Source organism: Streptomyces sp. NPDC044921, assembly GCF_056432865.1.
The window spans coordinates 143,132-165,926 of the sequence record NZ_JBWKIF010000009.1; the positions used below are offsets into that span (position 1 = coordinate 143,132).

General features: G+C 70.7%; 20 protein-coding genes. 10 read left to right on the plus strand and 10 right to left on the minus strand.

Going from position 1 to position 22,795, the window contains the following annotated elements; genetic code table 11:
* Position 1: 1 nt before the first annotated feature.
* The 4 genes from mmsA to AC07DA_RS16470 all read left to right on the plus strand — a co-directional run bounded on the left by mmsA (position 2) and on the right by AC07DA_RS16470 (position 5,945).
* A complete protein-coding gene (gene mmsA / locus AC07DA_RS16455; protein WP_479128669.1) occupies positions 2-1,552 on the plus strand; it encodes a multiple monosaccharide ABC transporter ATP-binding protein in 1,551 nt (516 codons plus the stop codon).
* The gene (mmsB, locus tag AC07DA_RS16460; protein WP_479128671.1) at positions 1,549-2,793 is read left to right on the plus strand and encodes a multiple monosaccharide ABC transporter permease; all 1,245 of its coding nucleotides are present in this window, start codon (positions 1,549-1,551) and stop codon (positions 2,791-2,793) included. Before mmsA ends, mmsB begins: the two co-directional genes overlap by 4 nt.
* Before the next feature lie 56 nt (positions 2,794-2,849).
* On the plus strand, positions 2,850-3,998 hold the full coding sequence (locus AC07DA_RS16465) for an aldose epimerase family protein (protein ID WP_479128673.1): 1,149 nt from the start codon (positions 2,850-2,852) through the stop codon (positions 3,996-3,998).
* 186 nt (positions 3,999-4,184) lie between these two features.
* The gene (locus AC07DA_RS16470) at positions 4,185-5,945 is read left to right on the plus strand and encodes a pyridoxal phosphate-dependent aminotransferase (RefSeq protein ID WP_479128675.1); all 1,761 of its coding nucleotides are present in this window, start codon (positions 4,185-4,187) and stop codon (positions 5,943-5,945) included.
* 60 nt (positions 5,946-6,005) lie between these two features.
* Here AC07DA_RS16470 and AC07DA_RS16475 read toward each other — a convergent pair whose 3' ends face one another.
* The 3 genes from AC07DA_RS16475 to AC07DA_RS16485 all read right to left on the minus strand — a co-directional run bounded on the left by AC07DA_RS16475 (position 6,006) and on the right by AC07DA_RS16485 (position 9,035).
* Positions 6,006-7,442 (minus strand): family 43 glycosylhydrolase, encoded by a 1,437-nt coding sequence (locus AC07DA_RS16475; RefSeq protein ID WP_479128677.1) that lies wholly within the window; start codon positions 7,440-7,442, stop codon positions 6,006-6,008.
* On the minus strand, positions 7,424-8,404 hold the full coding sequence (locus AC07DA_RS16480) for an arabinan endo-1,5-alpha-L-arabinosidase (RefSeq protein ID WP_479128679.1): 981 nt from the start codon (positions 8,402-8,404) through the stop codon (positions 7,424-7,426). Before AC07DA_RS16480 ends, AC07DA_RS16475 begins: the two co-directional genes overlap by 19 nt.
* 148 nt (positions 8,405-8,552) lie before the next feature.
* Complete coding sequence (locus AC07DA_RS16485; protein WP_479128681.1) at positions 8,553-9,035, minus strand: ATP-binding protein; 483 nt, start codon at positions 9,033-9,035, stop codon at positions 8,553-8,555.
* 141 nt (positions 9,036-9,176) lie between these two features.
* On the opposite strand from AC07DA_RS16485, the gene AC07DA_RS16490 reads away from it, so the two are divergent.
* Entirely contained in the window at positions 9,177-10,001 is an 825-nt protein-coding gene (locus tag AC07DA_RS16490; RefSeq protein ID WP_479128957.1) for a helix-turn-helix domain-containing protein, read from the plus strand.
* Positions 9,998-10,180: a DUF397 domain-containing protein gene (locus AC07DA_RS16495; RefSeq protein WP_479128683.1), complete on the plus strand. Its 183-nt coding sequence runs from the start codon at positions 9,998-10,000 to the stop codon at positions 10,178-10,180. Before AC07DA_RS16490 ends, AC07DA_RS16495 begins: the two co-directional genes overlap by 4 nt.
* A gap of 3 nt (positions 10,181-10,183) precedes the next feature.
* Here the strand turns inward: AC07DA_RS16495 and AC07DA_RS16500 are convergent, their stop codons facing one another.
* The gene (locus AC07DA_RS16500; RefSeq protein ID WP_479128685.1) at positions 10,184-10,735 is read right to left on the minus strand and encodes a YciI family protein; all 552 of its coding nucleotides are present in this window, start codon (positions 10,733-10,735) and stop codon (positions 10,184-10,186) included.
* 99 nt (positions 10,736-10,834) lie between these two features.
* Here AC07DA_RS16500 and AC07DA_RS16505 point away from each other — a divergent pair, with 99 nt between their 5' ends.
* Positions 10,835-11,398 (plus strand): dihydrofolate reductase family protein, encoded by a 564-nt coding sequence (locus tag AC07DA_RS16505; RefSeq protein WP_479128687.1) that lies wholly within the window; start codon positions 10,835-10,837, stop codon positions 11,396-11,398.
* 59 nt (positions 11,399-11,457) lie between these two features.
* Here AC07DA_RS16505 and AC07DA_RS16510 read toward each other — a convergent pair whose 3' ends face one another.
* Positions 11,458-12,108, minus strand: coding sequence for a DUF4360 domain-containing protein (locus AC07DA_RS16510; RefSeq protein WP_479128689.1), 651 nt, complete (start codon positions 12,106-12,108; stop codon positions 11,458-11,460).
* 373 nt (positions 12,109-12,481) lie between these two features.
* Positions 12,482-12,940, minus strand: a complete 459-nt coding sequence (locus tag AC07DA_RS16515; protein WP_479128691.1) for an RrF2 family transcriptional regulator — start codon at positions 12,938-12,940, stop codon at positions 12,482-12,484.
* A gap of 77 nt (positions 12,941-13,017) precedes the next feature.
* Between AC07DA_RS16515 and AC07DA_RS16520 the strand changes: the two genes are divergently transcribed.
* Positions 13,018-15,840, plus strand: coding sequence for a glycoside hydrolase family 35 protein (locus tag AC07DA_RS16520; RefSeq protein ID WP_479128693.1), 2,823 nt, complete (start codon positions 13,018-13,020; stop codon positions 15,838-15,840).
* Positions 15,841-15,850: 10 nt separating this feature from the next.
* Here the strand turns inward: AC07DA_RS16520 and arfA are convergent, their stop codons facing one another.
* From arfA to AC07DA_RS16540, 4 genes are all read right to left on the minus strand, one after another.
* The gene (arfA, locus tag AC07DA_RS16525) at positions 15,851-17,365 is read right to left on the minus strand and encodes an arabinosylfuranosidase ArfA (protein WP_479128695.1); all 1,515 of its coding nucleotides are present in this window, start codon (positions 17,363-17,365) and stop codon (positions 15,851-15,853) included.
* 82 nt (positions 17,366-17,447) lie between these two features.
* Complete coding sequence (locus AC07DA_RS16530) at positions 17,448-18,281, minus strand: carbohydrate ABC transporter permease (RefSeq protein ID WP_479128697.1); 834 nt, start codon at positions 18,279-18,281, stop codon at positions 17,448-17,450.
* Positions 18,278-19,216, minus strand: a complete 939-nt coding sequence (locus AC07DA_RS16535) for a carbohydrate ABC transporter permease (RefSeq protein WP_479128959.1) — start codon at positions 19,214-19,216, stop codon at positions 18,278-18,280. Before AC07DA_RS16535 ends, AC07DA_RS16530 begins: the two co-directional genes overlap by 4 nt.
* On the minus strand, positions 19,216-20,574 hold the full coding sequence (locus AC07DA_RS16540) for an extracellular solute-binding protein (RefSeq protein ID WP_479128699.1): 1,359 nt from the start codon (positions 20,572-20,574) through the stop codon (positions 19,216-19,218). The genes AC07DA_RS16535 and AC07DA_RS16540 overlap by 1 nt, the downstream gene beginning before the upstream one ends.
* A 260-nt stretch (positions 20,575-20,834) precedes the next feature.
* On the opposite strand from AC07DA_RS16540, the gene AC07DA_RS16545 reads away from it, so the two are divergent.
* Entirely contained in the window at positions 20,835-21,446 is a 612-nt protein-coding gene (locus tag AC07DA_RS16545) for a toxin-antitoxin system, toxin component family protein (protein ID WP_479128701.1), read from the plus strand.
* Entirely contained in the window at positions 21,443-22,672 is a 1,230-nt protein-coding gene (locus tag AC07DA_RS16550; RefSeq protein ID WP_479128703.1) for a DUF6545 domain-containing protein, read from the plus strand. Before AC07DA_RS16545 ends, AC07DA_RS16550 begins: the two co-directional genes overlap by 4 nt.
* Positions 22,673-22,795 lie beyond the last annotated feature (123 nt).

Here is a 22,795-nt window from a genome sequence, read left to right on the forward strand (position 1 = left end):
CATGGCGGGACCCGTCCTGGAAATGCGCTCGATCGTCAAGACCTTTCCCGGCGTCAAGGCGCTGTCGGACGTCACGCTGACCGTCCGGCAGGGCGAGGTCCACGCCATCTGCGGGGAGAACGGCGCCGGCAAGTCGACCCTGATGAAGGTCCTCTCCGGCGTCCACCCGCACGGCACCTACGAGGGCGACATCCTCTTCGAGGGAGAGGTCTGCCGGTTCAAGGACATCCGGGCCAGCGAAGAGCGCGGCATCGTGATCATCCACCAGGAGCTGGCCCTGGTGCCCTACCTCTCCCTCGCGGAGAACATCTTCCTCGGCAACGAGCACGCCACGCGGGGCATCATCAGCTGGACCGAGACCCTGAAGCACGCCACCGAACTGCTGCGCCGGGTCGGCCTGTCCGACCACCCGGACACCCGCGTCGCCGACATCGGCGTGGGCAAGCAGCAGCTCGTGGAGATCGCCAAGGCCCTGTCCAAGAAGGTGAAGCTGCTCATCCTGGACGAGCCGACCGCCGCCCTGAACGACGAGGACAGCGGCAAACTCCTGGACCTCATCCTGGAGCTGAAGAACCAGGGCATCACCTCGATCATCATCTCCCACAAGCTCAACGAGATCCGCAAGGTCGCCGACTCGGTGACGATCCTGCGCGACGGCCAGACCATCGAGACCCTGGACGTGAAGGCGCCGGAGACCACCGAGGACCGGATCATCAGCGGCATGGTCGGCCGTGACCTGGAGCACCGCTTCCCGGAGCGGTCGCCGCACGAGCCCGAGGAGGGGGCGGCCCCCGCCCTGGAGATCCGCAACTGGACCGTGCACCACCCGATCGACCAGCAGCGCAAGGTGTGCGACGACGTGTCGCTCCACGTGCGCCGGGGCGAGATCGTCGGCATCGCGGGCCTGATGGGCGCCGGCCGCACCGAACTCGCGATGAGCGTGTTCGGGCGCACCTACGGCCGGTACGCGGGCGGCACCGTCCTCAAGGACGGCAAGGAGATCCGCACCAAGACCGTCCCCGAGGCGGTCAAACACGGCATCGCCTACGTCACCGAGGACCGCAAGCACTACGGCCTGAACCTCATCGACACCATCAACCGGAACATCTCGCTGACCGCCCTCGGCAAGGTCGCCAAGCGCGGTGTGGTCGACGAGCACGAGGAGCGGCAGGTCGCCGAGGGCTTCCGCAAGTCGATGAACATCAAGGCGCCGACCGTCTTCGAGCCGGTCGGCAAGCTGTCCGGCGGCAACCAGCAGAAGGTCGTCCTCAGCAAGTGGATCTTCTCGGGTCCGGACGTGCTGATCCTGGACGAGCCGACGCGCGGTATCGACGTCGGCGCCAAGTACGAGATCTACACGGTCATCGACCAGCTGGCCGCCCAGGGCAAGGCGGTCGTCTTCATCTCCTCCGAGCTGCCCGAACTGCTCGGCATGTGCGACCGCATCTACACGATGGCCGCGGGGCGGCTGACGGGTGAGTTCTCGCGGGCCGAGGCCTCCCAGGAATCGCTGATGCGTCAGATGACGAAGGACAAAGAGGTATCCCGATGAGCACGGACGTGACCGCCAAGAGCCCGGCCCCCGCGCCGCCGGGCAGGAGCGGAGGAGCCGCGGGTGACGGCCTGCTGGCCCTGGTGATGGACGGCATGCGCCGCAACATGCGGCAGTACGGCATGCTGATCGCGCTCGGTCTGATCGTGGCCCTGTTCGCCGTGTGGACCGACGGCGACCTGCTGCTGCCGCGCAACGTGTCCAACCTGGTGCTGCAGAACAGCTACATCCTGATCCTCGCGATCGGCATGATGCTGGTGATCATCTCGGGCCACATCGACCTGTCGGTCGGCTCGCTGACGGCGTTCGTCGGCTCGATGGCCGCCGTGTTCATGGTGAAACAGGACATGCCGTGGCCACTGGCCGTGGTGCTGTGCCTCGCCGTGGGCGCGCTGGCGGGTGCCGTCCAGGGGTTCTTCATCGCGTACGGCGGCATACCGTCGTTCATCGTGACCCTGGCGGGCATGCTGATGTTCCGCGGCCTGACGGAGATCTTCCTGGAGGGCCAGACCCTCGGCCCGTTCCCGGAGGGCCTGCAGAAGGTCGCCAACGGCTTCCTGCCCGAGGTCGGCCCGAACACGAACTACCACAACCTCACACTGCTGCTGGGCTTCGCGATGATCGCCTTCGTGATCTTCCAGGAGGTCCGTGACCGCAAGCGGCAGCAGGAGTTCGCGCTCGACGTCCCGCCCGCCAAGCTGTTCCTGCTGAAGCTGGTCGCGATCGGCGCGGCCATCCTGACGCTGACGCTGCTGCTGGCCAGCTACAAGGGCGCCCCGATCGTGCTGCTCATCCTGGGCGTGCTGCTGGTCGGCTTCGGCTACGTGATGCGCAACGCGATCATCGGCCGCCACATCTACGCGATCGGCGGCAACCTCCCGGCGGCCAAGCTGTCGGGTGTGAAGGACAAGAAGGTCACCTTCCTGGTCTTCCTGAACATGGGCATGCTCGCGGCCCTGGCGGGTCTGGTCTTCGCCGCCCGCTTCAACGCGGCCTCTCCCAAGGCCGGCCTCAACTTCGAGCTGGAGGCGATCGCGGCCTCGTTCATCGGCGGCGCGTCGATGAGCGGCGGCGTCGGCACCGTCCTCGGCGCGATCATCGGTGGCCTGGTCCTGGGCGTGCTGAACAACGGTATGAACCTCGTCGGCATCGGCACCGACTGGCAGCAGGTCATCAAGGGCCTGGTGCTCCTGGCGGCGGTCGGGTTCGACGTGTGGAACAAGCGCAAGGTCGGTTCGTAAGTCCATCGGGGCCCCGCCGCAGCGGCGGGGCCCTCTCCTTATCGGGAGCCGCACACATGGAACTGAACAGACGCACGGTCATCGCGGGAGCGGCGGCGGCGGGCATGGCCGCCACCGCGTTCGGCGGCACGGCGCACGCCACGGGAGGCAGGAAGCCGGTGAAGACGCTCTTCGGCAAGCTCGCCGACGGCACCAAGGTGCACAGCTGGTCGCTGGAGAACGGCGGCACCCGCCTGAAGGTCCTCTCCTACGGCGGCATCGTGCAGTCCCTGGAGATCCCCGACCGTCGCGGCCGGTACGCCAACGTCAGCGCCGGTTTCGACAACCTCGAGGACTACGTCGCCAGCAGCCCGTACTTCGGCGCCCTGATCGGCCGGTACGGCAACCGCATCGGCCAGGGCAAGTTCACCCTCGACGGCAAGAACTACCAGCTCTCCGTCAACGACGGCGAGCAGAGCCTGCACGGCGGCGCCAAGGGCTTCGACAAGCGCGTCTGGGACGTCGAGCCGTTCGTGAAGGGCTCCGACGTCGGCCTGTACCTGTACTACACGAGCGTCGACGGGGAGATGGGCTACCCGGGCACGCTGAAGACGAAGGTGACCTACACCCTCACCAAGCACGGCGACTGGCGCATCGACTACCAGGCCACCACCGACAAGGCCACCGTCGTCAACCTCACCAGCCACGTCTACTGGAACCTGGCCGGCGAGGGCAGCGGCACCATCGAGGACCACGAGCTGCACATCGCCGCCTCCCGCTACACCCCCACCGACGCGGGTTTGATCCCCACCGGCGAGCTGGCCAAGGTCGCGGGCACCCCGTTCGACTTCCGCAAGGCCAAGCCGATCGGCCGGGACATCCGCGTCTCCCACCCGCAGCTGGTGACCGCCAAGGGCTTCGACCACAACTGGGTCCTGGACAAGGGCATCACCGCCCGGCCCGAGCCCGTGGCCACCCTGCGTGACCCGTCCTCCGGCCGCACGATGAAGATCTCCACGAACGAGCCGGGCCTGCAGTTCTACTCCGGCAACTTCCTCGACGGCACGCTCACCGGCCCGTCCGGCCGCACCTACCGGCAGGGCGACGCGCTGTGCCTGGAGACGCAGCACTTCCCGGACTCGCCGAACAAGCCGTCGTTCCCGTCGACGGTGCTGCGGCCCGGGCAGACGTACCGGACGACGACGATCCACACGTTCGGCTGCTGAGCCGGACCCAGCGGCCGTCTTCGGCCGTCTTCACAGGTGGCGCACGACTCTCTGAGGGACGCCTCAGTGGTTGAACGGCGTCACCGGAGACTCCGTATGTAAGGGCGGCCCGCGCTCCCCCGCGCGGGCCGCCCTTGAACGTCGGGTCCGGCCGTCCCCAACGGGCCCGCCCCCTACGGAGGTTCCATGGCCGACAACGTCACGTCGCTGTTCCGCAGTACCGCGGCCCACAGCCCGTCGATGGCGGCTCTGACACGCGAGGGCGGCGAGGGAGCCGGCCCCGTGGACTTCTGTATCCCCTGCAACCCCTACTTCCCCACCCCGGCCATGTTCGAGGACATGGCGGCCAGGCTGCGGGACATCATCACCTACTACCCGAGCAGCGCCGACACGATCACGGCGGAGCTGTGCAGCCTGCTGCAACTGCCGCCGCAGTGCGTGGCGATGGGCAACGGCTCGACCGAGTTGATCACCTGGATCGACCACCTGCTGGTCCGCGAGTCCCTCGCCGTCCCGGTCCCCACGTTCGGCCGCTGGACCGACCAGCCCATGGAGACCGGCAAGCGGGTCGACATGTTCCCGCTCCAGGAGTCCAGCGGCTTCGCCCTGGACCTCGCGCAGTACGCCGAGTTCATCCGCGCCCGGGGCACCCGGGTCGCCGTGATCTGCAACCCCAACAACCCCGACGGCGGCTTCCTGCACAAGCACGCCGTCGTGCAGTTCATGGACGCCATGGCCGACCTCGACCTCGTCGTGATCGACGAGTCGTTCCTGGAGTTCGCGGACGCCGAGACCGAACCGTCCGTCGTGCAGGAGGCGATGCTCCGCCCCAACGTCGTGGTCCTGCGCAGCCTCGGCAAGAACTTCGGCCTGCACGGCATCCGCTTCGGCTACCTCGTCGCCAACCCGGCGCTCGCGGGCCGGGTCCGCTCCATGCTGCCCAAGTGGAACCTCAACTCCTTCGCCGAGCACGTCGTCTTCATGCTGAAGGAGCACGGCGCCGAGTACGCGCAGAGTCTGCAGCAGGTGCGCCGGGACCGCCTCGACATGGCGAGCCAGCTCTCCGCGCTGCCCGGTCTGACGGTCTACCCGTCCCAGGGCAACTTCCTCTTCGTGCGCCTCCCCGTGGGCGCCGAGGGCACCGTGGTCCGGGACCGGATGCTCACCGAGCACCGGATCCTGGTCCGCGAGTGCGGCAACAAGATCGGCTCCTCCAGCCGCTTCCTGCGTCTCGTGGTGCGCCCCCAGGTCGACGTGCGTCGCCTGGTGTCCGGCCTGGAACAGGTGCTCTACGGGACGTCCAGGAGGGGAGCCGCCGTGCCCGAGCTGGGCAACGGGACCAGCTACAGCTCGGGTACGGCGGCCGTGGACCGGCTGGTGAGCGAGACGAACGGGGCGGGCCTGCGGGGGCTGGCGGCGCAGGCGGCGGGGTTGGCCGCGGCGCCGGCCGCCGCGCCGGGGGCCGGGGGGCCGGTGCCCGTCGCGGCTCCGGCCGCCGCGAGTGCCGGCCTCCCGGGCCCGGCGCCGGTCCAGGCACCGGCACCCGCGAGCACAGGCGGCCCCGGGCTCGCGCCGGCGCCCGCCGCGCCGATGCCCACCCCTGTGCCCACCCCCGTCCCCGCTCCGGCCGCCGGCATCGGCATGCCGCTCCCCGCCGCCGCGTCCGCCGTTCCGGCGGGTACGAGCGGCGGGATGCCGATGCCGGCCGCGGCGCGGATGCCGCAACCGCAACCGGTCCCGCAGATGCCGCAGCCGCAGGTGCCGCAGCCGGTCCCCCAGCCGGTGGCCGCGCCCTTCAGCGGGCCGACGCCGCCCGGTGTTCCGGCGCGTGGGGGTCTGACGGCCGCGCAGGTGCGGGGCACCAACGGGCTGACGCCCGCACCGGCCACGGGGTGGCCCGCCGCGCAGAGCTGGCCCAACGCGGCGGGCATGGGGCAGGCCGGGTAGTTCGGCGGGCGCGGGTGGTCGGTGACTGGTCACGCGGTTCCCCGCGCCCCCCGGGGGGCGTTACACCGCCGTCAGCCTCCACTGCTGGCAGGTGTTGTTGAGCCAGGTCCACTGGCGTACGTCGGCGCTGTCCGCCGTGGAGCAGTCGGCCACGTCCGCCACCTTGCCCGTGGCCTGGTTGGCGATGCGGACGTAGCCGCCGTCCGTGGCCACGAAGCGGAACCGCTGGCAGCTGTTGTCCAGCCACGACCACTGCCGCAGGTCGGCGCCGTCGGCGGAGGAGCAGTCGGCGGTGTCGAGGACCTTGCCGGTGGCGACGTTCACCAGGCGGTGGGTGTCGTCTCCGAGGTCCTCCAGGCGCCAGCGCTGGTTGGCGTTGCCGTTGCAGGTGTACTGCGCGACGTTGGCGCCGTCGGCCGTGGAACCGCCCGCCACGTCCAGGCACTTGCCGCTGTTGCGGTTGGTGACCGTGTACGTGGTGGAGGCGCTGGACGGCTCCCCGGAAGGCCCGGGCAGCGAGGCGCCGAGCCGCACCGGTGTGCCGAGGTTCGGGGTCCCGTCGGCGTTCCAGGTGAACTTCTGGGCGCGGGTCGTGCGGCCGTTGTCGCAGCCCTCGGAGGCCGAGTCGTTGGCGTGGTAGACGATCCAGTTCTCGCGGCCGTCGGGTGAGGTGAAGAAGCCGTTGTGCCCGGGCCCGTACACCCCGCCCGCGTCGCTGCGCTGGAAGACGGGCGTGGACTTCTTCGTCCAGGACGACGCGGACAGCGGGTCGGGGCCGGTCAGCTCCAGCTGCCCGAGTTTGTAGTCGGGGGTCCAGCAGCCGCTGGCGGAGTAGATCAGGAAGGTGCGGCCGCCCCGCTGGAGCACCTCGGCGCCCTCGTTGACCGTGCCGCCCTGGCGTTCCCAGGCGTACGTCGGGGTCGAGATGGTCGAGTAGGAGCCGCTGACGGTGTACGGGTTGGACATGGGGGCGATGACGAGGTTCTGCGTGCCGCCCGTGATGGCGCTGCCCAGCATGTACAGCCGGCCGTTCACGTTCAGCACGCTCGGGTCGAGCATCCACACGCTGCTGAGCTGGCCCTTGTAGGTGTACGGCCCCATGGGATCGGAGCCGGCGCTCTCCAGGACGTGGCTGCGCTGGGTCGGGTTGTAGTCGGACACGTTCTGCCCGGCGACGTAGTACAGGTACCAGCGGCCATTGAGGAAGTGCAGCTCGGGCGCCCAGATGTTGCAGCAGCGGGAGGCGGCGTCGCCCTTCCACACCTGGACGCTGGGGGCGGTGGAGAGTCCGGCGAGGGTGGTGGACTTGCGGATGGTGATGACGTCGGTCCAGCTGGTCGTCACCAGGTAGTAGTTGCCGTCGTGGTAGGAGATCCAGGGGTCGGCGCCCTTGACGGACTTGACGGGGTTGGTGAAGGAGGCGGCGCTCGCCTGGCTCTGTCCGACGGACAGGGCCAGCAGCAGGGCCGCCAGCAGGGTCAGTAGGCGACGGGCCATCCGCTGCTCCAGTTCAGAAGGTTGATGCCCAGCTTGGGCGTGCCGTTGTCGTTGCCGTCGTAGTAGTGGTAGACGATCAGGTCGCCGTCGGCGTCCTTCAGGATCGACTGGCCGCCGGGGCCGATGACGCTCCCGTGCGATTCGAGGACGGGGGTGCCGCCGTTGTTCATCAGGTCGACGCCGTTCCTGTCGCGGTAGGGCCCGGTGACGCTGGAGGCGCGGCCGACCTTCACCTTGTACGTGGAGCCGGTGCCGGCGCAGCAGGTGTCGTAAGAGGCGAACAGGTAGTAGTAGCCGCCCCGCTTGACGATGAAGGGCGCCTCGACGGCCTTGGTCCCGGTGGGGCGGGAGGCGAGCGAGTGGCGGGTGGTGTCGGAGCCGAGCTGCTTGCCGGTGGAGGGATTGATCCGGATCATCTTGATCCCCGTCCACCAGCTGCCGAACGACAGCCACCACCTGCCGTCGTCGTCGACGAAGAGGTTCGGGTCGATGGCGTTGAAGTCGCTGGCGGAGTTGGAGGTGTAGACGGTGCCCTGGTCGGTCCAGCTGCCCGGCTGTCCGGTGCTGGAGGTCGCCAGTCCGATGGCGGAGGTGTTCGAGCCGAACTTCGAGACGGAGTAGTACATCAGGTACCTGCCGCCCTGGTACGAGATGTCCGGCGCCCAGGCCTCGGGAACGGAGGAGTAGTTCCGCCACCAGCTCGGCCTGCTGGTGAAGGCGTCGGCGCCGTTGCGGAAGGCGGTGCGGTCACCGCTGGTCTTGTGGGCGATGCCGCCGCCGGTGGCGTAGAGCAGGTACTGGCCGGACGAGGTCCGGATCATCGACGGGTCGTGGGTGACGATGTCGCCCGTGACGCGGCCGGGGTTGGGGTAGGCCGACGCCGTGCCCGGGATCAGGGCCAGGAGGGCGGCGGCGGGGAGGGCGAGCAGAGCGGTGCGCCTGCGCAGGGGGATGCGGCTCATACGGGGGGTCCTCCTTGCGGTGGGGGTGTTCGACTGTTCGGAATGCCGAACAGTGCTCGCAAGTTCGAACGGGAACGTAGAATCGAACCCCTTGCGCGTCAATGGTTCGCGCAGCAACGACCACGCCCCGGGCAGGAGATGCCCCCGGTCATGTCGGCTCGACGACGTCGATCCATTCCGGCAGGTCGATCTCTGCCCGCACCGTCTTGCCGGGCGGCTCACGGTCGAGCACCTCCCATCGATCGGCGAGCGCGTCGACGAGGACGAACCCGCGGCCGTGCTCGCCGAGGGGCCGGGGCGGCCGTACGGCACCGGGTGCGGGCGGGCGGGGCGGCCCGCTGCGGGAATCGGTCACCTCGACGCGGACACGGCCCGGCGCGAGCTCCAGCCGCAGCGCGAAGTCCCGCCCCGGCACGCGCCCGTGCGTCACGGCGTTGGCCGCCAGCTCGGCCACGATCGCGGCGACCGCGTCGGAGACGTCCGTGCCGTAGGGGATGCCCCACGAGTGCAGCTCGCTCAGCGCGAGGCGGCGGGCGAGTCGGGCACCGCGTGGAGTGGAGCTGAGGCGCTGCTTGAACACACGTACGGTGACCGGAGGTTGGGCGGTGCTGCGGATGATCGGCGCTTTCATGTGCCCAATGTGACCTGCGGGGACGGCATTCTCCAGGCCGGAGCCGCGTACGCTGCGGCAGTGTACGCGGTCACGGACTGGACAGTACCGGTGACCGGCCGTGACCATGATCCGGGGAGGTGACCGTCAGTGGTCGATGGCATGGTGGGGACGGGTGGCGAGCCGGAGTCGTCGGACAGTCTGCGGACGTTCGGGGCGGTGGTCCAGGGCTTGCGCGAACACGCCGGGCTGAGCCGGGAGGAGTTCGGGGAACTGGTGCGGTTCTCCAAACACACGGTGGCCTCGGTGGAGTTGGGGAGGCGGATGCCGGATCCCGAGTTCGTGCAGCGCGCGGAGGAGGTGTTCGGCAGGACCGGCGCGTTACAGAGGGCGGCGGGGTGCCTGGAGCGGCAGCCGGGGCTGGCGGCTTGGTTCCGGCGGTGGGCCCGGCTGGAGCAGGTGGCCATCACGCTGTACACGTACGAGTGCCGCATGATTCCGGGCTTGTTGCAGACGGAGGCATACGCCCAGGCGTTGTTCGCCAACCAGTTGCCGCCCTTGGACGACGCACAGATCGATCAGCGTTGGGCAGCTCGTGTGGAGCGACAGCGACTGCTGCGTGAGCGGCCGAACACCGCGTTCAACTTCATCCTGGAGGAGCACACATTCCTGCGGCGAACAGGCGGTGCGGAGGTCACGCGCGGGCTCATCGACCACGTCTTGGAGATCGCCGGGCGACGAAACGTCGAGTTCCAGGTCATGCCGCTGGCGCAGGGGGCACATGCAGGCCTGGCGGGCCCCATGCAGTTGCTGGAAACGCCCGAGAATCGCTGGTTCGCCTACAACGAGGGGCAACGCGGCGGGCAGTTCGTCTCTGACCCGAAAGAGATCAGCGTGCTGCACAGGCGATATGCCAGGATGCGTTCACAGGCTCTCACCCTCGAAGACTCCGTGAGCCTGTTGCAGCGGATGCGAGGAAACCTATGAGCAGCTTCGAACTGGCCTGGTTCAAGTCCAGCTACAGCAGCAGCGGCGACGGCGACTGCGTAGAGATAGCCGCTGCCCCCGACACCATCCACATCCGGGACTCCAAGAACCGTCAGGGTCCCGAACTCCACGTCTCCCCCACCGCCTGGTCCGCCTTCCTCACACACGCCGGCGAGTAACCCTCACCGCCGCCCCCCGAACTCCCACGCGTGTACCTCGACCTCGGCGTACGCGCCCCGGGTCAGCACCGCGCCCGCCGCCTCCGCGTCTGCGGCCCGAACCAGTGCCGCCGTACCCACCCACACCTCACCGTCGTCGGACAGCAGCGGCCCGTACGCGATCAGGTCGTCCCGCACGGCGTCCGGAGCGTCGAGATCCACACCCTCCCCCGAGCCGAACCCGAGCACGAGGTACCGCTTCCCGCCGGACCGGCCGCCGGGGAACTCCCACATGGTCCGTCCGAGCACGTTCCGCCACCGCCGCAGCAGGACGTCCCGGTACACCCCGGCCTGCTGGTTGGGCTCGTCGAAGGCGAACGCCCGGGCCGCGGCGGGGTCCGGGAGGTCGACGATGTGGACGCTGCCCGTCGGGGTCTCCCCGTCCGGGGCGAAGGTGGGGCCACGCGCGATCAGCTCCGCCTCGTAGCCGTCCATGTAGGCCCAATGCGCCTCGCCCAGGTCCTGGCGCAGCGGCAGGGAACCGGACCGGTCACGGTGGTAGCAGAAGAACTCCATGCCTCATCCAACCGCGAACTGCCCGGATCGCGCGCGTCGCGATGAGTTCCGCCTGGCCCGGCGGTCGTAAGGTCGGATCCGTCAACCAGGAGGACTTCGATGCGCAGCGTGACCTATGCGATGAACGTCTCGCTCGACGGCTACATCGTCGGGCCCGACGGCGATTTCAACTGGTCGGAGCCCATGCCGGACGTCTTCCGCTTCTGGATCGACGACATGAGGCAGGTCGGCGTCCACCTGATGGGGCGGCGGCTGTACGAGACGATGCTGTACTGGGAGACCGCCGAGCAGGAGGACTCGCTCGACGAGGCGGAGCGCGAGTGGGCCGCCCTCTGGAACCCGCTTCCCAAGGTGGTGTTCTCCACCACCCTGTCGGAGGTGCGCGGCGCTGCCCGCCTGGCCTCCGGCAGCCTGGCGGAGGAGATCGAGCGGCTGCGGGCCGAGCCGGGGGAGGGCGAGATCGCCATCGGCGGCGCGACCCTCGCCGCGCAGGCGGCCGAGCTGGGCCTGATCGACGAGTACCGGGCCATGGTCTACCCCGTGCTGGTGGGCGGCGGCATTCCCTTCTTCCCCCGCGGTGAGCTCCGAGTGGATCTCGAACTCGTCGAGACCCGTACGTTCAGCTCCCGAGTCGTCCTGCTGCGCCACCGCGTGACGCGTTAGGCGACCGTCCGCACGACACCGGGGCACGGGGGCCGGCTCCTGCTCCGGCCCCCGCCCTCCTACCGGCCCGGGCACTCCTTCCACGCCATGTGGTACACCGTGCTGATGTCCCCGTCCGTCGAGTCCATCGTCATGAAGCTGACCTTGTCGGCCGCCTGCGTACCGGCGTTGACCCGGATCTCGGTGTTGATGTTGAAGTTGCGCTGGACGCCGCAGGGCGCGTAGACGAGCTGGGCCCAGTCCGTTTCGTCGGTGGCCTGCCAGTTGTCGTTGTAGGGGCCGCTGAAGGGGTGACTCCGGTACGCCGTGCTCGGCGAGCCCTGGAAGTAGTACGAGGCCCGCTGGGTGGCGCTCGCCCCGCGCTGGAGTGCGGCGAAGCCGCGGTAGTCGGCGCTGGCGATGGCGTACGTGAAGCCCTGGGGCACGTGGACGATCAGACTGAGCTGGCAGTTCTTGCGGAACGCGGTGGGGTCGGAGTTCCCGCCCGCCTGGGCGAGGTAGTCGCTGTAGGTGACCGTGAAGGCCGTGTTGTCCTCGGAGACGGCGACCGCGGCCGTGCCCTGGGGGCAGCCGGAGCCGTTCACGGTGGCGACCTTGATGACGATCTTGTCCGGGGGCGGGTCGACGAACCCGGAGGACGGGGATTGCGCGGGAAGTGCGCTGGTGAGCAGCGCGGCGATCGCGCCGCTCAGGAGCAGGCCACCGGCCATGGTTCTCCCATCCGTTCGTGGGGGGTGGATCCACAGTGGGCATGAGCATGTCAATACGACAGCGCATGCGCGCCCGGCCTGTGTCCATGAGATGGAGGAGCTGTGAAGGCCGGGAGCGGTCGCATCGTACGCAGGGCCACCGGGGGCGGCCAGGTCGTCCTCCGGCCATTCACAGGGCGGGATTTCACATCGGTTCCCCATCGGCCGAGGTGGGGCGGGGAACGTCCCGCGCCCGGCCCGGCCCCGTCGGCGCGGCCGTGCCGCCGGGCGCATAGGGTGCGTTAGCAGTGCGTCGACCGAGGCTCCCGAGGACGCGATGAGGATCACCCACGGACCCGCCCCCCGCGGCCCGCTCAGCCGCGGGCGCGGCCCGTCACGGGTTCTCCCAGGCCGCCGGTTCGGCCGCGAGCCGCTCCACCGGCTCGGGCAGCGCCCCGGCCGCGAGGTCGGCGATCGTCACGCCCTCCAGGATCCGGCGCACATTGGCCCGCAGCGCGATCCACAGCGGCAGCAGCGGCTCGGCGGTGCCGGTGTAGGCGAGGCCGGTCGGGCGCTCGCCCCGCACGGAGACGATCGGGCCGTCGACGGCGCGGATCACGTCCGCGACGGTGATCCGGTCCGCCTCCCGGGCCAGCCGGTAGCCGCCGCCCCCGCCGCGGCGGCTGTCGACGACCCCGCCGCGCCGCAGATCGCCGAGGATCCCCTCCAGGAACTTGTGGGGGATGTCCTGCGCGGTGGCGACGGTCTCCGCCTTGACCGGCCCCTCCCCCTGCCGGACGGCCAGTTCCACGACCGCTCGTACCGCGTAGTCCGCACGTGCCGAGATCCTCATAGCACCATTGTCGCGGTCACCCTGTAGACATTGAGCACACGCACCACGCATGGCATGGCACAACAGGAGGCGCTCCCTTGGAGCTCAGCAGGCGTACCTTCCACGCTCTCGCCGGCACGGCGGCGCTCGGCTTCGCGCTGACCGGCAGCGGGTCGCCGACCTCCGCCCACCCGGCCCGCAGCGCCCCGACGGGCCCGCCGCCGCCCGTGCCGCGCGCGGACGGCCGGCGGCACGAGATCGGCTTCGACCGGTACTCCCTGCTCGTCGACGGCCGCCGCCTGGTCCTGTGGTCGGGCGAGATGCACCCCTTCCGGCTGCCGAGCCCGTCGCTGTGGCGGGACGTGCTGCAGAAGATGCGCGCCCACGGTCACAACGCGGTCAGCGTGTGCGTCGCCTGGAACTACCACTCCCCCGCGCCCGGCCGGTACGACTTCACCGGCGTGCGCGACCTGGACCTGTTCCTGCGCACGGCCGCCGAGACGGGGCTGTACGTGATCGTGCGGCCGGGCCCGTACATCGAGGCCGAGGTCGACGCCGGCGGCTTCCCCGGCTGGCTGACCGCCACCGACGGCACGGCCCGCACCTCCGACCCGACCTACCTGCGGTACGTCGACGAGTGGCTGACCGCCGTCAACGCCGTCGTCGCCAAACGCCTGTTCACCCGTGGCACGGGCACGGTGCTGCTCTACCAGCTGGAGAACGCGTACGACGCGCACGTCGGCGAGCCGGCCGGGCGCGCCTACATGTCGTACCTGTACGAGAAGGTCCGCGCCGACGGCATCGACGTGCCGCTCCTCCCCGGCGACAAGGGCAGGAACGGGCGCTGGGCGCCCGGGTCGTTCGGAACCGGGGGCCGGTCCGACCCGTGGGGCGGCTCCTCGTTCGGCGGCAAGGGCTACGCCGAGTCGCGCCGGATCCGGGACGCCGCGTACGAACGGCGCTTCCACCTGACCAACCTCGCGGGCGGCAGCACGCTGCACAACGTCCCCATGACGTACGGCGGCACCTCCTGGGGCTGGCTGCCCGCGCCCACGGTCTACACGTCGTACGACTGCGGTGCCGCGATCGACGAGGCCCGCAACGCCACCCCGAAGCTCGCCCCGATGCACCAGGTCGGGCAGTTGCTGCGGCACGTGCCCGACCTGGCCAAGCTGAACCCGGCGAAGCGGGTGCGCGCCACCGACGAGCGGATCAGGGTCCACCACCTGACCAACCCCGACACCGGCGCCCACGTCTACGTCCTGCGCAACGACACCGGCGAGGCCGTCTCCGCGACGCTGCCGGACGCCGGGATCGACGTGCCGCTCACCGTGGGGGCCCGGGACGCCAAGCTGATCGCGGCCGGACTGCGGCTCGGGCGGCGGACGCTGGTGCACTCCACCGTGCAGCCCATGCTGAGCCTGACCGCCGGGCGGCAGGACATCGCCGTGTTCACCGGGCGGCGCGGCGAGATGGCGCAGGTCGTGCTGCGGTGCGCGGACGAGCCGACGCCCATGCGGCTGGACGCGGAGCCGGCCTGGGCGTACAACCTCGGCAAGCTGCACATCACCGCTCCGCTGGGCGCGGGCGGGCTGAGCCGGGTGCGGGTCGAGGGCGACGGCGTGGACACGCCGATGCTGGTGCTGTTCGCCGACGACGCGACCGCCCTGCGCCTGTGGCCCTACGAGACGCCGTCCGGCCCGCTGCTCGTCTACGGCCCGGCCCTGCTGCGCTCGGCCGAGCTGCGCGGCTCCACCGTCCACCTCACCGGCGACACCATCGGCGCGACCGGGCTGGAGGTGTGGGGCCCGCGCGGCATCACCCACGTGACGTGGAACGGGCGCCCGGTGCCGACGCGGATCAGCGCCTCCGGCAGCCTGCTCGCGCTGCGGCCGCTGCCCGGGGTGACCCGGCCGGTCCTGCCCGCCCTGGCCGGCTGGCGGCGGCGCGCCGGGAACCCGGAGGCGGAGCCGGACTTCGACGACTCGGACTGGACGACGGCCGACCGCACGACCACCTTCAGCACCACGCCCGTGCCCGACGGGCAGCCCGTCCTCTTCGCCGACGACTACGGCTTCCACTACGGCGACGTCTGGTACCGGGGCGCGTGGACGGGCGCGGGCGGCGTCGAGTCGGTGTCCCTCGCCTACAGCACGGGCACGCAGGGCCTGCTGATGGCCTGGCTGGACGGCGAACCGCTGGGCACCCACCGCATGCCGGTGCCCGGCCGGGACCGCGCCCGGCGGGGGACGTGGACGGCGCAGGCCTCCTTCGGCCTGCCGGACGAACTGCGCGAACGGCTGCGGGAGGAGCGGCCCGGGACACGCCACGTGCTGTCCGTGCTCGTGCGGCCGATGCAGCACGACATGGACGGCGGTGCGCGCGACACGCACAAGGCCGCGCGCGGGCTGACCGCCGTCACCTTCGAGGGCGCCCGACCGGAGGTGACCTGGCGCATCCAGGGCGCCACCGCGCCCGACCCGGTGCGCGGCCCCATGAACAACGGCGGGCTGTACGGCGAGCGCGAGGGCTGGCACCTGCCCGAGCACGACGACCGGGACTGGAAGGAGACCGAGCTGCCCCGGGCCGACCGGCGGCAGGGCGTCACCTGGTACCGCACCGGCTTCCGGCTGGACGTCGACCCGGGCGTGGACGCCTCGGTCGGCCTCCTCCTCGACGACGACCCGGACCGGGCCTACCGCGTGCAGATCTTCCTCAACGGCTGGAACCTCGGCCAGTACATCAACGACGTGGGGCCGCAGCACACGTTCGTGCTGCCGAACGGGATCCTGCGCACACGTGGTGCCAACACACTGGCACTGGCGGTGCTGTCCGACGGGACCACCCCCTCCGGGCCGGGGACCGTGCGGCTGACGCTGCTCGGTGCCGCGGCCGGAGGGGTGCCCGTCAAACCGGTGTGACCGGGCGCCGTCACGCCAGCCGGATCACGTTCCAGGACAGCGGCTCCAGGACGGTGCTCAGCGTGCCGTCCTGGAGGGTGGTGCCGTCGACCGCGTGCGGGGTCACCCGCTCGGGGTCGTCGAGGGTGTTGCGGGCGTCGGGGTCGGCGTCCGCGAGGGCGCTGTGCTCGACGACCGACGACAGGTCCAGCCCGTTCAGCGCGACCTCCAGGGGCAGCGGCTCGGTGCGGCTGCGGTTGACGGCGAAGACGGTGACCGTGCCGTCCTCGCCGCGCACGGCGGTGGCGTGCAGCAGGTCGGTCTCGCCGTACTTGCGCGTCGCGTACGTCGGCGAGTCCACGCGCACGTCGAGGACCTGGCCGCGGCCGTACTTCGAGGCCTGGGCGAACGGGAAGAACGTGGTCTGCCGCCAGGCCGGGCCGCCCGGCTCGGTCATGATCGGCGCGATGACGTTGACGAGCTGGGCGAGGCAGGCGACGGTGACCCGGTCGGCGTGCCGGAGCAGGGCGATGAGGAGCGAGCCGAAGACGACGGCGTCGGTGACGCTGTAGTTGTCCTCCAGCAGGCGTGGCGCCTCCGGCCAGTCGTGCTGCTCGAAGGTCTTGGCGCGGGCCTCCCACTCCGGCAGGTACCAGACGTTCCACTCGTCGAAGGAGAGGTTGATCTTCTTCTTCGACTTCAGTTTCGCGCCCACGTGGTCGGCGGTCGCGACGACGTTGTCGATGAACGACTCCATGTCGACGGCGGAGGCGAGGAAGGAGTCGAGGTCGCCGTCCTCGGGCCAGTAGTAGGCGTGCAGGGAGATGTAGTCGACGAGGTCGTAGGTCTCCTCCAGGACCGTGGCCTCCCACGCGGCGAAGGTCGGCATGGACTGGCTGGAGGAGCCGCAGGCGACGAGTTCGACGCCGGGGTCCTGCTGGCGCATGGCCCGGGCCGTCTCGGCGGCGAGGCGGCCGTACTCCTCGGCCGTCTTGTGGCCGGTCTGCCAGGGGCCGTCCATCTCGTTGCCCAGGCACCACAGCCGGATGCCGAAGGGGTCCTTGTCGCCGTGGGTCACGCGCAGGTCGGACAGGGCCGTGCCGCCGGTGTGGTTGGCGTACTCCTGCAGTTCCAGGGCCTCGGCGACGCCGCGGGTGCCGAGGTTGACGGCCATCATGGGCTCGGCCTGGGGGCCGATCTTGCGCAGGAAGCCGATGTACTCGGACAGGCCGAAGCGGTTGGTCTCGGTGGAGTGCCAGGCCAGGTCGAGGCGGCGGGGGCGGGATTCGGCGGGGCCGACCGAGTCCTCCCACTTGTAGCCGGAGACGAAGTTGCCGCCGGGGTAGCGGACGGCGGTGACGCCCAGTTCGCGGACGAGGGCGAGGACGTCCTGGCGCAGGCCCTTGTCGTCGGCGGTGGGGTGGTCCGGTTCGAAGACGCCGGTGTAGACGCAGCGGCCGAGGTGCTCGACGAAGCTGCCGAAGAGCCGGGGGTTCACTTCGCCGACGGTGAAGGCGGGGTCGAGGGTGAAGCGGGCGGTGTGCATGCTTGCCTTTCGGGGTTCAGTCTTGTCTGCGGGTGGTTCGTGGCCGGTCGCGCAGTTCCCCGCGCCCCTGTCGGGGCGCCATCTACTGCCCGGCCAAGCCGGTGTGGGCCACGCCCGCCACGATCTGCCGCTGGAAGAAGACGAAGACGATGATCAGGGGCAGGCCCGCCATCAGGCCGCCGGCCATCAGCTGGGCCCACTGGATGCCGTAGGAGTTCATGACGGTCGCGATGCCGTTCGGCATGGTCATCAGGTCGGGGTTGTTGGTCACCATGTACGGCCAGAGGAAGTTGTTCCACGAGGCGATGAAGGTGAAGATGCCGACCGCGGCCAGGGAGGGGCGGGAGAGCGGCAGGACGATGGTGAAGAAGACCCGCCAGCGGCCCGCGCCGTCGATGAAGGCGGCCTCCTCCAGTTCGCGCGGCAGGCCCTGGAAGAACTTGTAGAGGATGTAGACCATCGCGGCGGGCGCGCACTGCGGCAGGATCATGCCCCAGTAGGTGTCGACCATGCCCATCTGCTGGACGGTCGTGAACAGCGGGACGCCGAGCACCGCGGGCGAGATCATCAGGCCCGCCATGACCAGGCCCAGCAGCACGTTCTTGCCGCGGAACTCGGTGCGGGCGAAGCCGTATCCGGCCAGCGCGCTGACCAGCAGCACCACCGCCGTCACGCAGACCGAGACGACCACGGAGTTCACGAACCAGTTGGTGAGGGTGCCGGCCTCGAAGAGGGCCTGCCAGGCCTGGCCCGTGACGTCCTCGGGGAGCCAGTGCGGAGGGACCTCGACGGCCTCGGTCTCCGACTTGAGGGAGGTGAACAGGGCCCAGGCGAAGGGGGCCAGGAAGACGACCGAGACGGCCGCCGCGAGGAGGGTCAGGACGATCTGGGCGGGGCTCCACGCCTTGGTGGTCATCGGGCGCTCTCCTCACGGTTGCGCAGCAGCCACATCCGGGCGAGGGCGACGGCCGCGATGATCACGAAGAAGATGACGGAGATCGCGGAGGCGTAGCCCACGCGGTAGCTGGTGAAGCCCTCTTCGAGGGTGAACTGGACGAAGGTCCGGGTCGATTCCTCGGGCCCGGGGCCGAAGTCCTGCATCACCACGGCCTGGTCGAAGACCTGGAGCGAGGCGAGGATCTGCAGGGCGACGACGAGGCCGGTGATGTTGCGCAGCATCGGCAGGGTGATGTGGACCGTGCGGTGCCAGGCGTTGGCGCCGTCGAGCCTGGCCGCCTCGTAGAGGTGGCCGGGGATGCCCTGGAGGGCGGCGAGGTAGAGCAGGAAGCTGAAGCCGACGGTCCACCACAGGGTCATGATCACGATGGCGGGCATCGCGTAGGACTTGTCGGTCAGCCAGGGGGTCTCCAGGCCGAGGACGTGGTTGACCATGCCGGTGCCGGGGTTGAACAGCCACTGCCACAGGTTGCCCGCGACGGTGGACGGCAGCAGGAACGGGGCGAAGAAGCACAGCCGCCACAGCCACTTCCCGCGTTCGATGTGGTGGGCGAGCATCGCGAGGAGGAAGGCCAGGACGGTGATGCAGGGCACGACCAGGGCCGTGAAGAAGGCGCTGTGGCCGAGGGAGTCCCACAGCAGCGGGTCCTTCAGGGCCTCGCGGTAGTTGTCGAGGCCGACGAAGCTCGCGCCCTCGCCGGTGATGTTGGCGTCGGTGAAGCTGAGGTAGACGCCCTTGAGGAGCGGCCAGATCACGAACAGGGCGAACAGGGCCAGGAAGGGGGCGACGAACCAGCCGCCGTGCTGGAAGCCCTGCTTGCGGCGGAGGGAGGCGCCCGCGGCGGCGGTGCGCGCGCGGGCGGGTACGGCGAGGGTCTGGGCGCTGGTCGCCATCACGCGGCCGCACCTCCTTCGGCGGCGGTGCGGCCGTCCATGGGGTTCTTCGTGGCGAGCAGTCCGGTGAGGGCGCTCTTCATGCGGCGGGCGGCGGTCTCCGGCCCGGCGGAGCCGGTCGTGGCGGAGACGACGATCGGGCCGACGCGCTGGGCGAGGATGCCGGTGGAGCCGGCGAACCACACCTTGGGCTCGTTGGCCTGGTGGTCCATGGCGGAGACGTACTCGCTCTGCGGGTCCAGCTTCCGGTAGGCGGCCGTGGACAGGGTGGGCGTGTAGGCGGGGATGTGGCCGCCGGCCGCCCACTGCCGGGCGTGGCGGACGACGTAGGCGGCGAGCCGGTGTGCCGCCTCGTTGGTGGCGCCGCCGCGGCCGGACTGGTGCGGCAGGACGAAGGCGTGCGACTCGGCGTGGGTGGCGGGCCTGCCGAAGAGGGGCGGCAGCGGGGTGGCACCGTAGTCGAGCTTCGCGCCGGAGAAGACGGGCACCGACCAGTTGCCCTCCCAGACGAAGGGCGAGCCGTTGAGGAACTGCTCGGCGCCCGCGCCGCCCCCGAAGCCCGGGTCGGCGAATCCGCCGGTGACGTGCCGGCGCAGGAACTCCAGCACCTGGACCGCCTTGCCGGTGTCGAAGGTGACCTCGGTGCGGGCGGCGTCGAACCAGGTGCCGCCGAGCTGGGTGTAGAAGGCGACGAAGAACCACCACTGGAAGTTCTGGTCGTTGTGCCAGAAGCCGATGGTCTGCAGCCCCTTCGCGGTGGCCTTCCTGGCCTCCTTGAGGACGTCGAACCACTCCTCGGGGGAGCCGACCGGCACCATCCGGCCGTCGGCGCCGAGCAGTCCGGCCTTCCGCAGCACGTCCTTGCGGTAGAAGCAGAGCTGGACGTGGATGTCGAGGGGCAGCGCGTAGAGCTTGCCGTCGACGACGGCGCGTTTCCACAGGGCGGGGTTGAAGTCCTCCTCCCGTACGCCGTACTCGGCCAGCAGCGCGGTGTCCCAGGGGTCGAGGAGGCGGCCGGGCGCGAAGCCGGTGACGCGGCCCAGGTGCATGACGCCGAGGTCGGGGGCGCGGTGGCCCGCGGCGGCCATGGCGAGCTTGGTGTAGAAGGGGTTGCCCCACTGGAGGGTGGAGTCCTTCACCGCGATGCCGGGGTGGTCCGCGCGGAAGGCGTCCAGCATCGCGATCATGTTGGCGCCGTCGCCGCCGCTGAAGAGGTTCCAGTAGCGCACGCGGGTGCTCGCGTCGGAGGCGAGCGCGTCGGCTCCGGTGCCGAGGGCGGCGAAGCCGAAGCTGCTCGCGACGAAGAGTCCGCCGAGCCCGCCGAGAAGCCGCCTGCGGTTCAGGTCAGGTCGTCCCATGCCCTGCCCTCACGATCGATGTCCACGGGTTGTTCGGGATTGTTCGGTATTTCGATAGTCGCTCGTTACTTCGAACGGGACCGTAAGTTCGAAGCGCGGGCGCGTCAATGGTCCGGTCAGAGATTGGACGGGGCTTCGCGAGCACGAACGGTCGTTCCCCGTCGAACATCGGACGTCGGATCGCATGACGCGCACACTTTCGGGCGCGTAGGCTCGGACGGGCTGCCGAAGCCGCCGGCCGGTGGTGAGAAGGGGGAGCGATGGACATCGCGGGCGCGCGGACGATGGCCGCCCGGGTCACCGCCGCGCTCGGGCGTTCGCGCCGCGGCGCGGCCATGCGCGGTCTGGCCGCCGACCTCACCGCGGCGGTCCGCGCGAGACCCCAGGCGCCGGCCGACGTACGGTCGTTGTGCCGGGCGCTGTGCGAGGAGATGAGCGCGCGGCGCGGCGGGCGGCCCGTGGAGCTGCGGTTCGAGCGCTTCCCGGACGAGATCGAAGTGACCGGCCTGTGGGTGGAGTTCCAGGACTTCGACCTGGTCATCGTGGAGGAACGGGCCGAGGCGGTACAGCAGTTGGTCATCCTCGGGCACGAGCTGTGGCACCTGCACGCGGGGCACGGGCATCACCGGGGCGCGGGCGCGGCGGCGGCCCACGCGTTCGCCGACCGGCCCGGCTGGGAGGACGTCGCGCTGGCGGTGGCCGCCCGCAACGGCTCCCGGGAACGCGACGAGGCCGAGGCCGACGCCTTCGGGCACCGGCTGGCCGCGGGATGCCGCACGCTGCTGCCGGGCGGGCGCGGCCCCGACGTCCCCCTCGAACCCGTGCAGCGCTCGCTGTACTACCGGGGACCGCGAGGAGGTGCCGCCCCGTGAGGACGCTGGCACTGACCCCGGTCGAGTTCGTCAACCAGTTCTACCCGAACTTCTGGTGGATCCCGGCGGGGGTCCTGGCCGCCGCCCTGGCCATCAAGCTGCCGAGCATCATCCGGCTCTGGAAGGACCCGATGCTGCGCGCGGTCGGCGGACTGCTGCTGCTCGCCTGCGCGGTGTTCGTCTTCGTCGCCCCGTCGACGATCGCCCGGGTCAACCGGCTCACCGGGGTGGCGAACTTCTCGGGCCCCTGGGTCTACTCGCTGCTCACCGCGTTCTGCGCCTTCTGCCTGCTGCTGATCATCTCCTGGCGCAACGGCCTGTCCGACCGCTCCGAGCGCACCCGGCGGGCGATGCGCGGGGTCGTGGTGGTCTACTCGGGTGTGATCGTCGCGATGTGGGTGCTGTTCGCGCTCGCGGACGTGCCGGTGGAGCGGCTGCGGGACCTCGACACCTACTACGCGAACACCCCGTACATGCGCGAGGTGATCGTCCTCTACCTGCTCGCGCACACCGTGGCCGCCCTGGTCACCAACGGGCTGATCTGGAACTGGGTCCGCACGGACGGGCTCGACTCGCTGCTGCGCTGGGGGCTGAAGTTCCTCGGCGTGGGCTACGCGGCCCAGTTGCTCTTCGACGCCGCCAAGATCAGCGCGGTGGTGGCCCGTTGGTGCGGACGGGACGTGGACTGGCTGAGCACGGCCGTCGCCCCGCCGCTCGCCTGCCTGTCCGCCGTGCTCATCGCGATCGGCTTCATCCTCCCGCACGCCGGGCAGTACCTGCACGGCCGCTGGCACGTCCGGCTCGCCCACCACGAACTGCGGCCGCTGTACCTGCTGATGAAGACCGTCAACGGCGCGGGCGTCCCGTTCCTGCTGCGCGCGACGCCGGAACTGCGGCTGGTGCGCCGGGAGACGTTCATCCGCGACGTGCTGCTGCCGCTCACCCGGCACGTCGACGAGGACCGCCGGGCACGGTTCCACGACGCCGCCCTCGCCCTCGGCCACCCGCCCGACCGGGCGAAGGCACTGGCCGCCACCGCGGCGATCCTGGACGCGGCCGACGCCCGGCACCGGACACGGGAGGAGGACGACACGGGAGCCCACGACACCACCGACCTGCTGCGCGAGATCGGCGCCGTGTCCCGGGCCCTGCGCCGCACGGAGGACCTCCGGGCGATCCGCGCCCTGGCGTACGACCACGCGGACGGCAGGTCGCTCACCGGCTGACGCCGCGTCCGGCCGCCTGCGGGGCGGGACCCGCACGGGGGGTCGCGGGCACGGTACGTGAAGGTACGGTGAGAGCCGTCCGGAACGAGGCCCGCGTGGCTGGAAACCGGTGCCTGCGGCCGG

Excerpts from the sequence above, each read along its gene's own strand:
- mmsA (WP_479128669.1), top strand. The coding sequence starts at position 2 with ATGGCGGGACCCGTCCTGGAAATGCGCTCGATCGTCAAGACCTTTCCC.
- mmsB (WP_479128671.1), top strand. The coding sequence starts at position 1,549 with ATGAGCACGGACGTGACCGCCAAGAGCCCGGCCCCCGCGCCGCCGGGC.
- AC07DA_RS16465 (WP_479128673.1), top strand. The coding sequence starts at position 2,850 with ATGGAACTGAACAGACGCACGGTCATCGCGGGAGCGGCGGCGGCGGGC.
- AC07DA_RS16470 (WP_479128675.1), top strand. The coding sequence starts at position 4,185 with ATGGCCGACAACGTCACGTCGCTGTTCCGCAGTACCGCGGCCCACAGC.
- AC07DA_RS16475 (WP_479128677.1), bottom strand. The coding sequence starts at position 7,442 with ATGGCCCGTCGCCTACTGACCCTGCTGGCGGCCCTGCTGCTGGCCCTG.
- AC07DA_RS16480 (WP_479128679.1), bottom strand. The coding sequence starts at position 8,404 with ATGAGCCGCATCCCCCTGCGCAGGCGCACCGCTCTGCTCGCCCTCCCC.
- AC07DA_RS16485 (WP_479128681.1), bottom strand. The coding sequence starts at position 9,035 with ATGAAAGCGCCGATCATCCGCAGCACCGCCCAACCTCCGGTCACCGTA.
- AC07DA_RS16490 (WP_479128957.1), top strand. The coding sequence starts at position 9,177 with ATGGTGGGGACGGGTGGCGAGCCGGAGTCGTCGGACAGTCTGCGGACG.
- AC07DA_RS16495 (WP_479128683.1), top strand. The coding sequence starts at position 9,998 with ATGAGCAGCTTCGAACTGGCCTGGTTCAAGTCCAGCTACAGCAGCAGC.
- AC07DA_RS16500 (WP_479128685.1), bottom strand. The coding sequence starts at position 10,735 with ATGGAGTTCTTCTGCTACCACCGTGACCGGTCCGGTTCCCTGCCGCTG.
- AC07DA_RS16505 (WP_479128687.1), top strand. The coding sequence starts at position 10,835 with ATGCGCAGCGTGACCTATGCGATGAACGTCTCGCTCGACGGCTACATC.
- AC07DA_RS16510 (WP_479128689.1), bottom strand. The coding sequence starts at position 12,108 with ATGGCCGGTGGCCTGCTCCTGAGCGGCGCGATCGCCGCGCTGCTCACC.
- AC07DA_RS16515 (WP_479128691.1), bottom strand. The coding sequence starts at position 12,940 with ATGAGGATCTCGGCACGTGCGGACTACGCGGTACGAGCGGTCGTGGAA.
- arfA (WP_479128695.1), bottom strand. The coding sequence starts at position 17,365 with ATGCACACCGCCCGCTTCACCCTCGACCCCGCCTTCACCGTCGGCGAA.
- AC07DA_RS16530 (WP_479128697.1), bottom strand. The coding sequence starts at position 18,281 with ATGACCACCAAGGCGTGGAGCCCCGCCCAGATCGTCCTGACCCTCCTC.
- AC07DA_RS16535 (WP_479128959.1), bottom strand. The coding sequence starts at position 19,216 with ATGGCGACCAGCGCCCAGACCCTCGCCGTACCCGCCCGCGCGCGCACC.
- AC07DA_RS16540 (WP_479128699.1), bottom strand. The coding sequence starts at position 20,574 with ATGGGACGACCTGACCTGAACCGCAGGCGGCTTCTCGGCGGGCTCGGC.
- AC07DA_RS16545 (WP_479128701.1), top strand. The coding sequence starts at position 20,835 with ATGGACATCGCGGGCGCGCGGACGATGGCCGCCCGGGTCACCGCCGCG.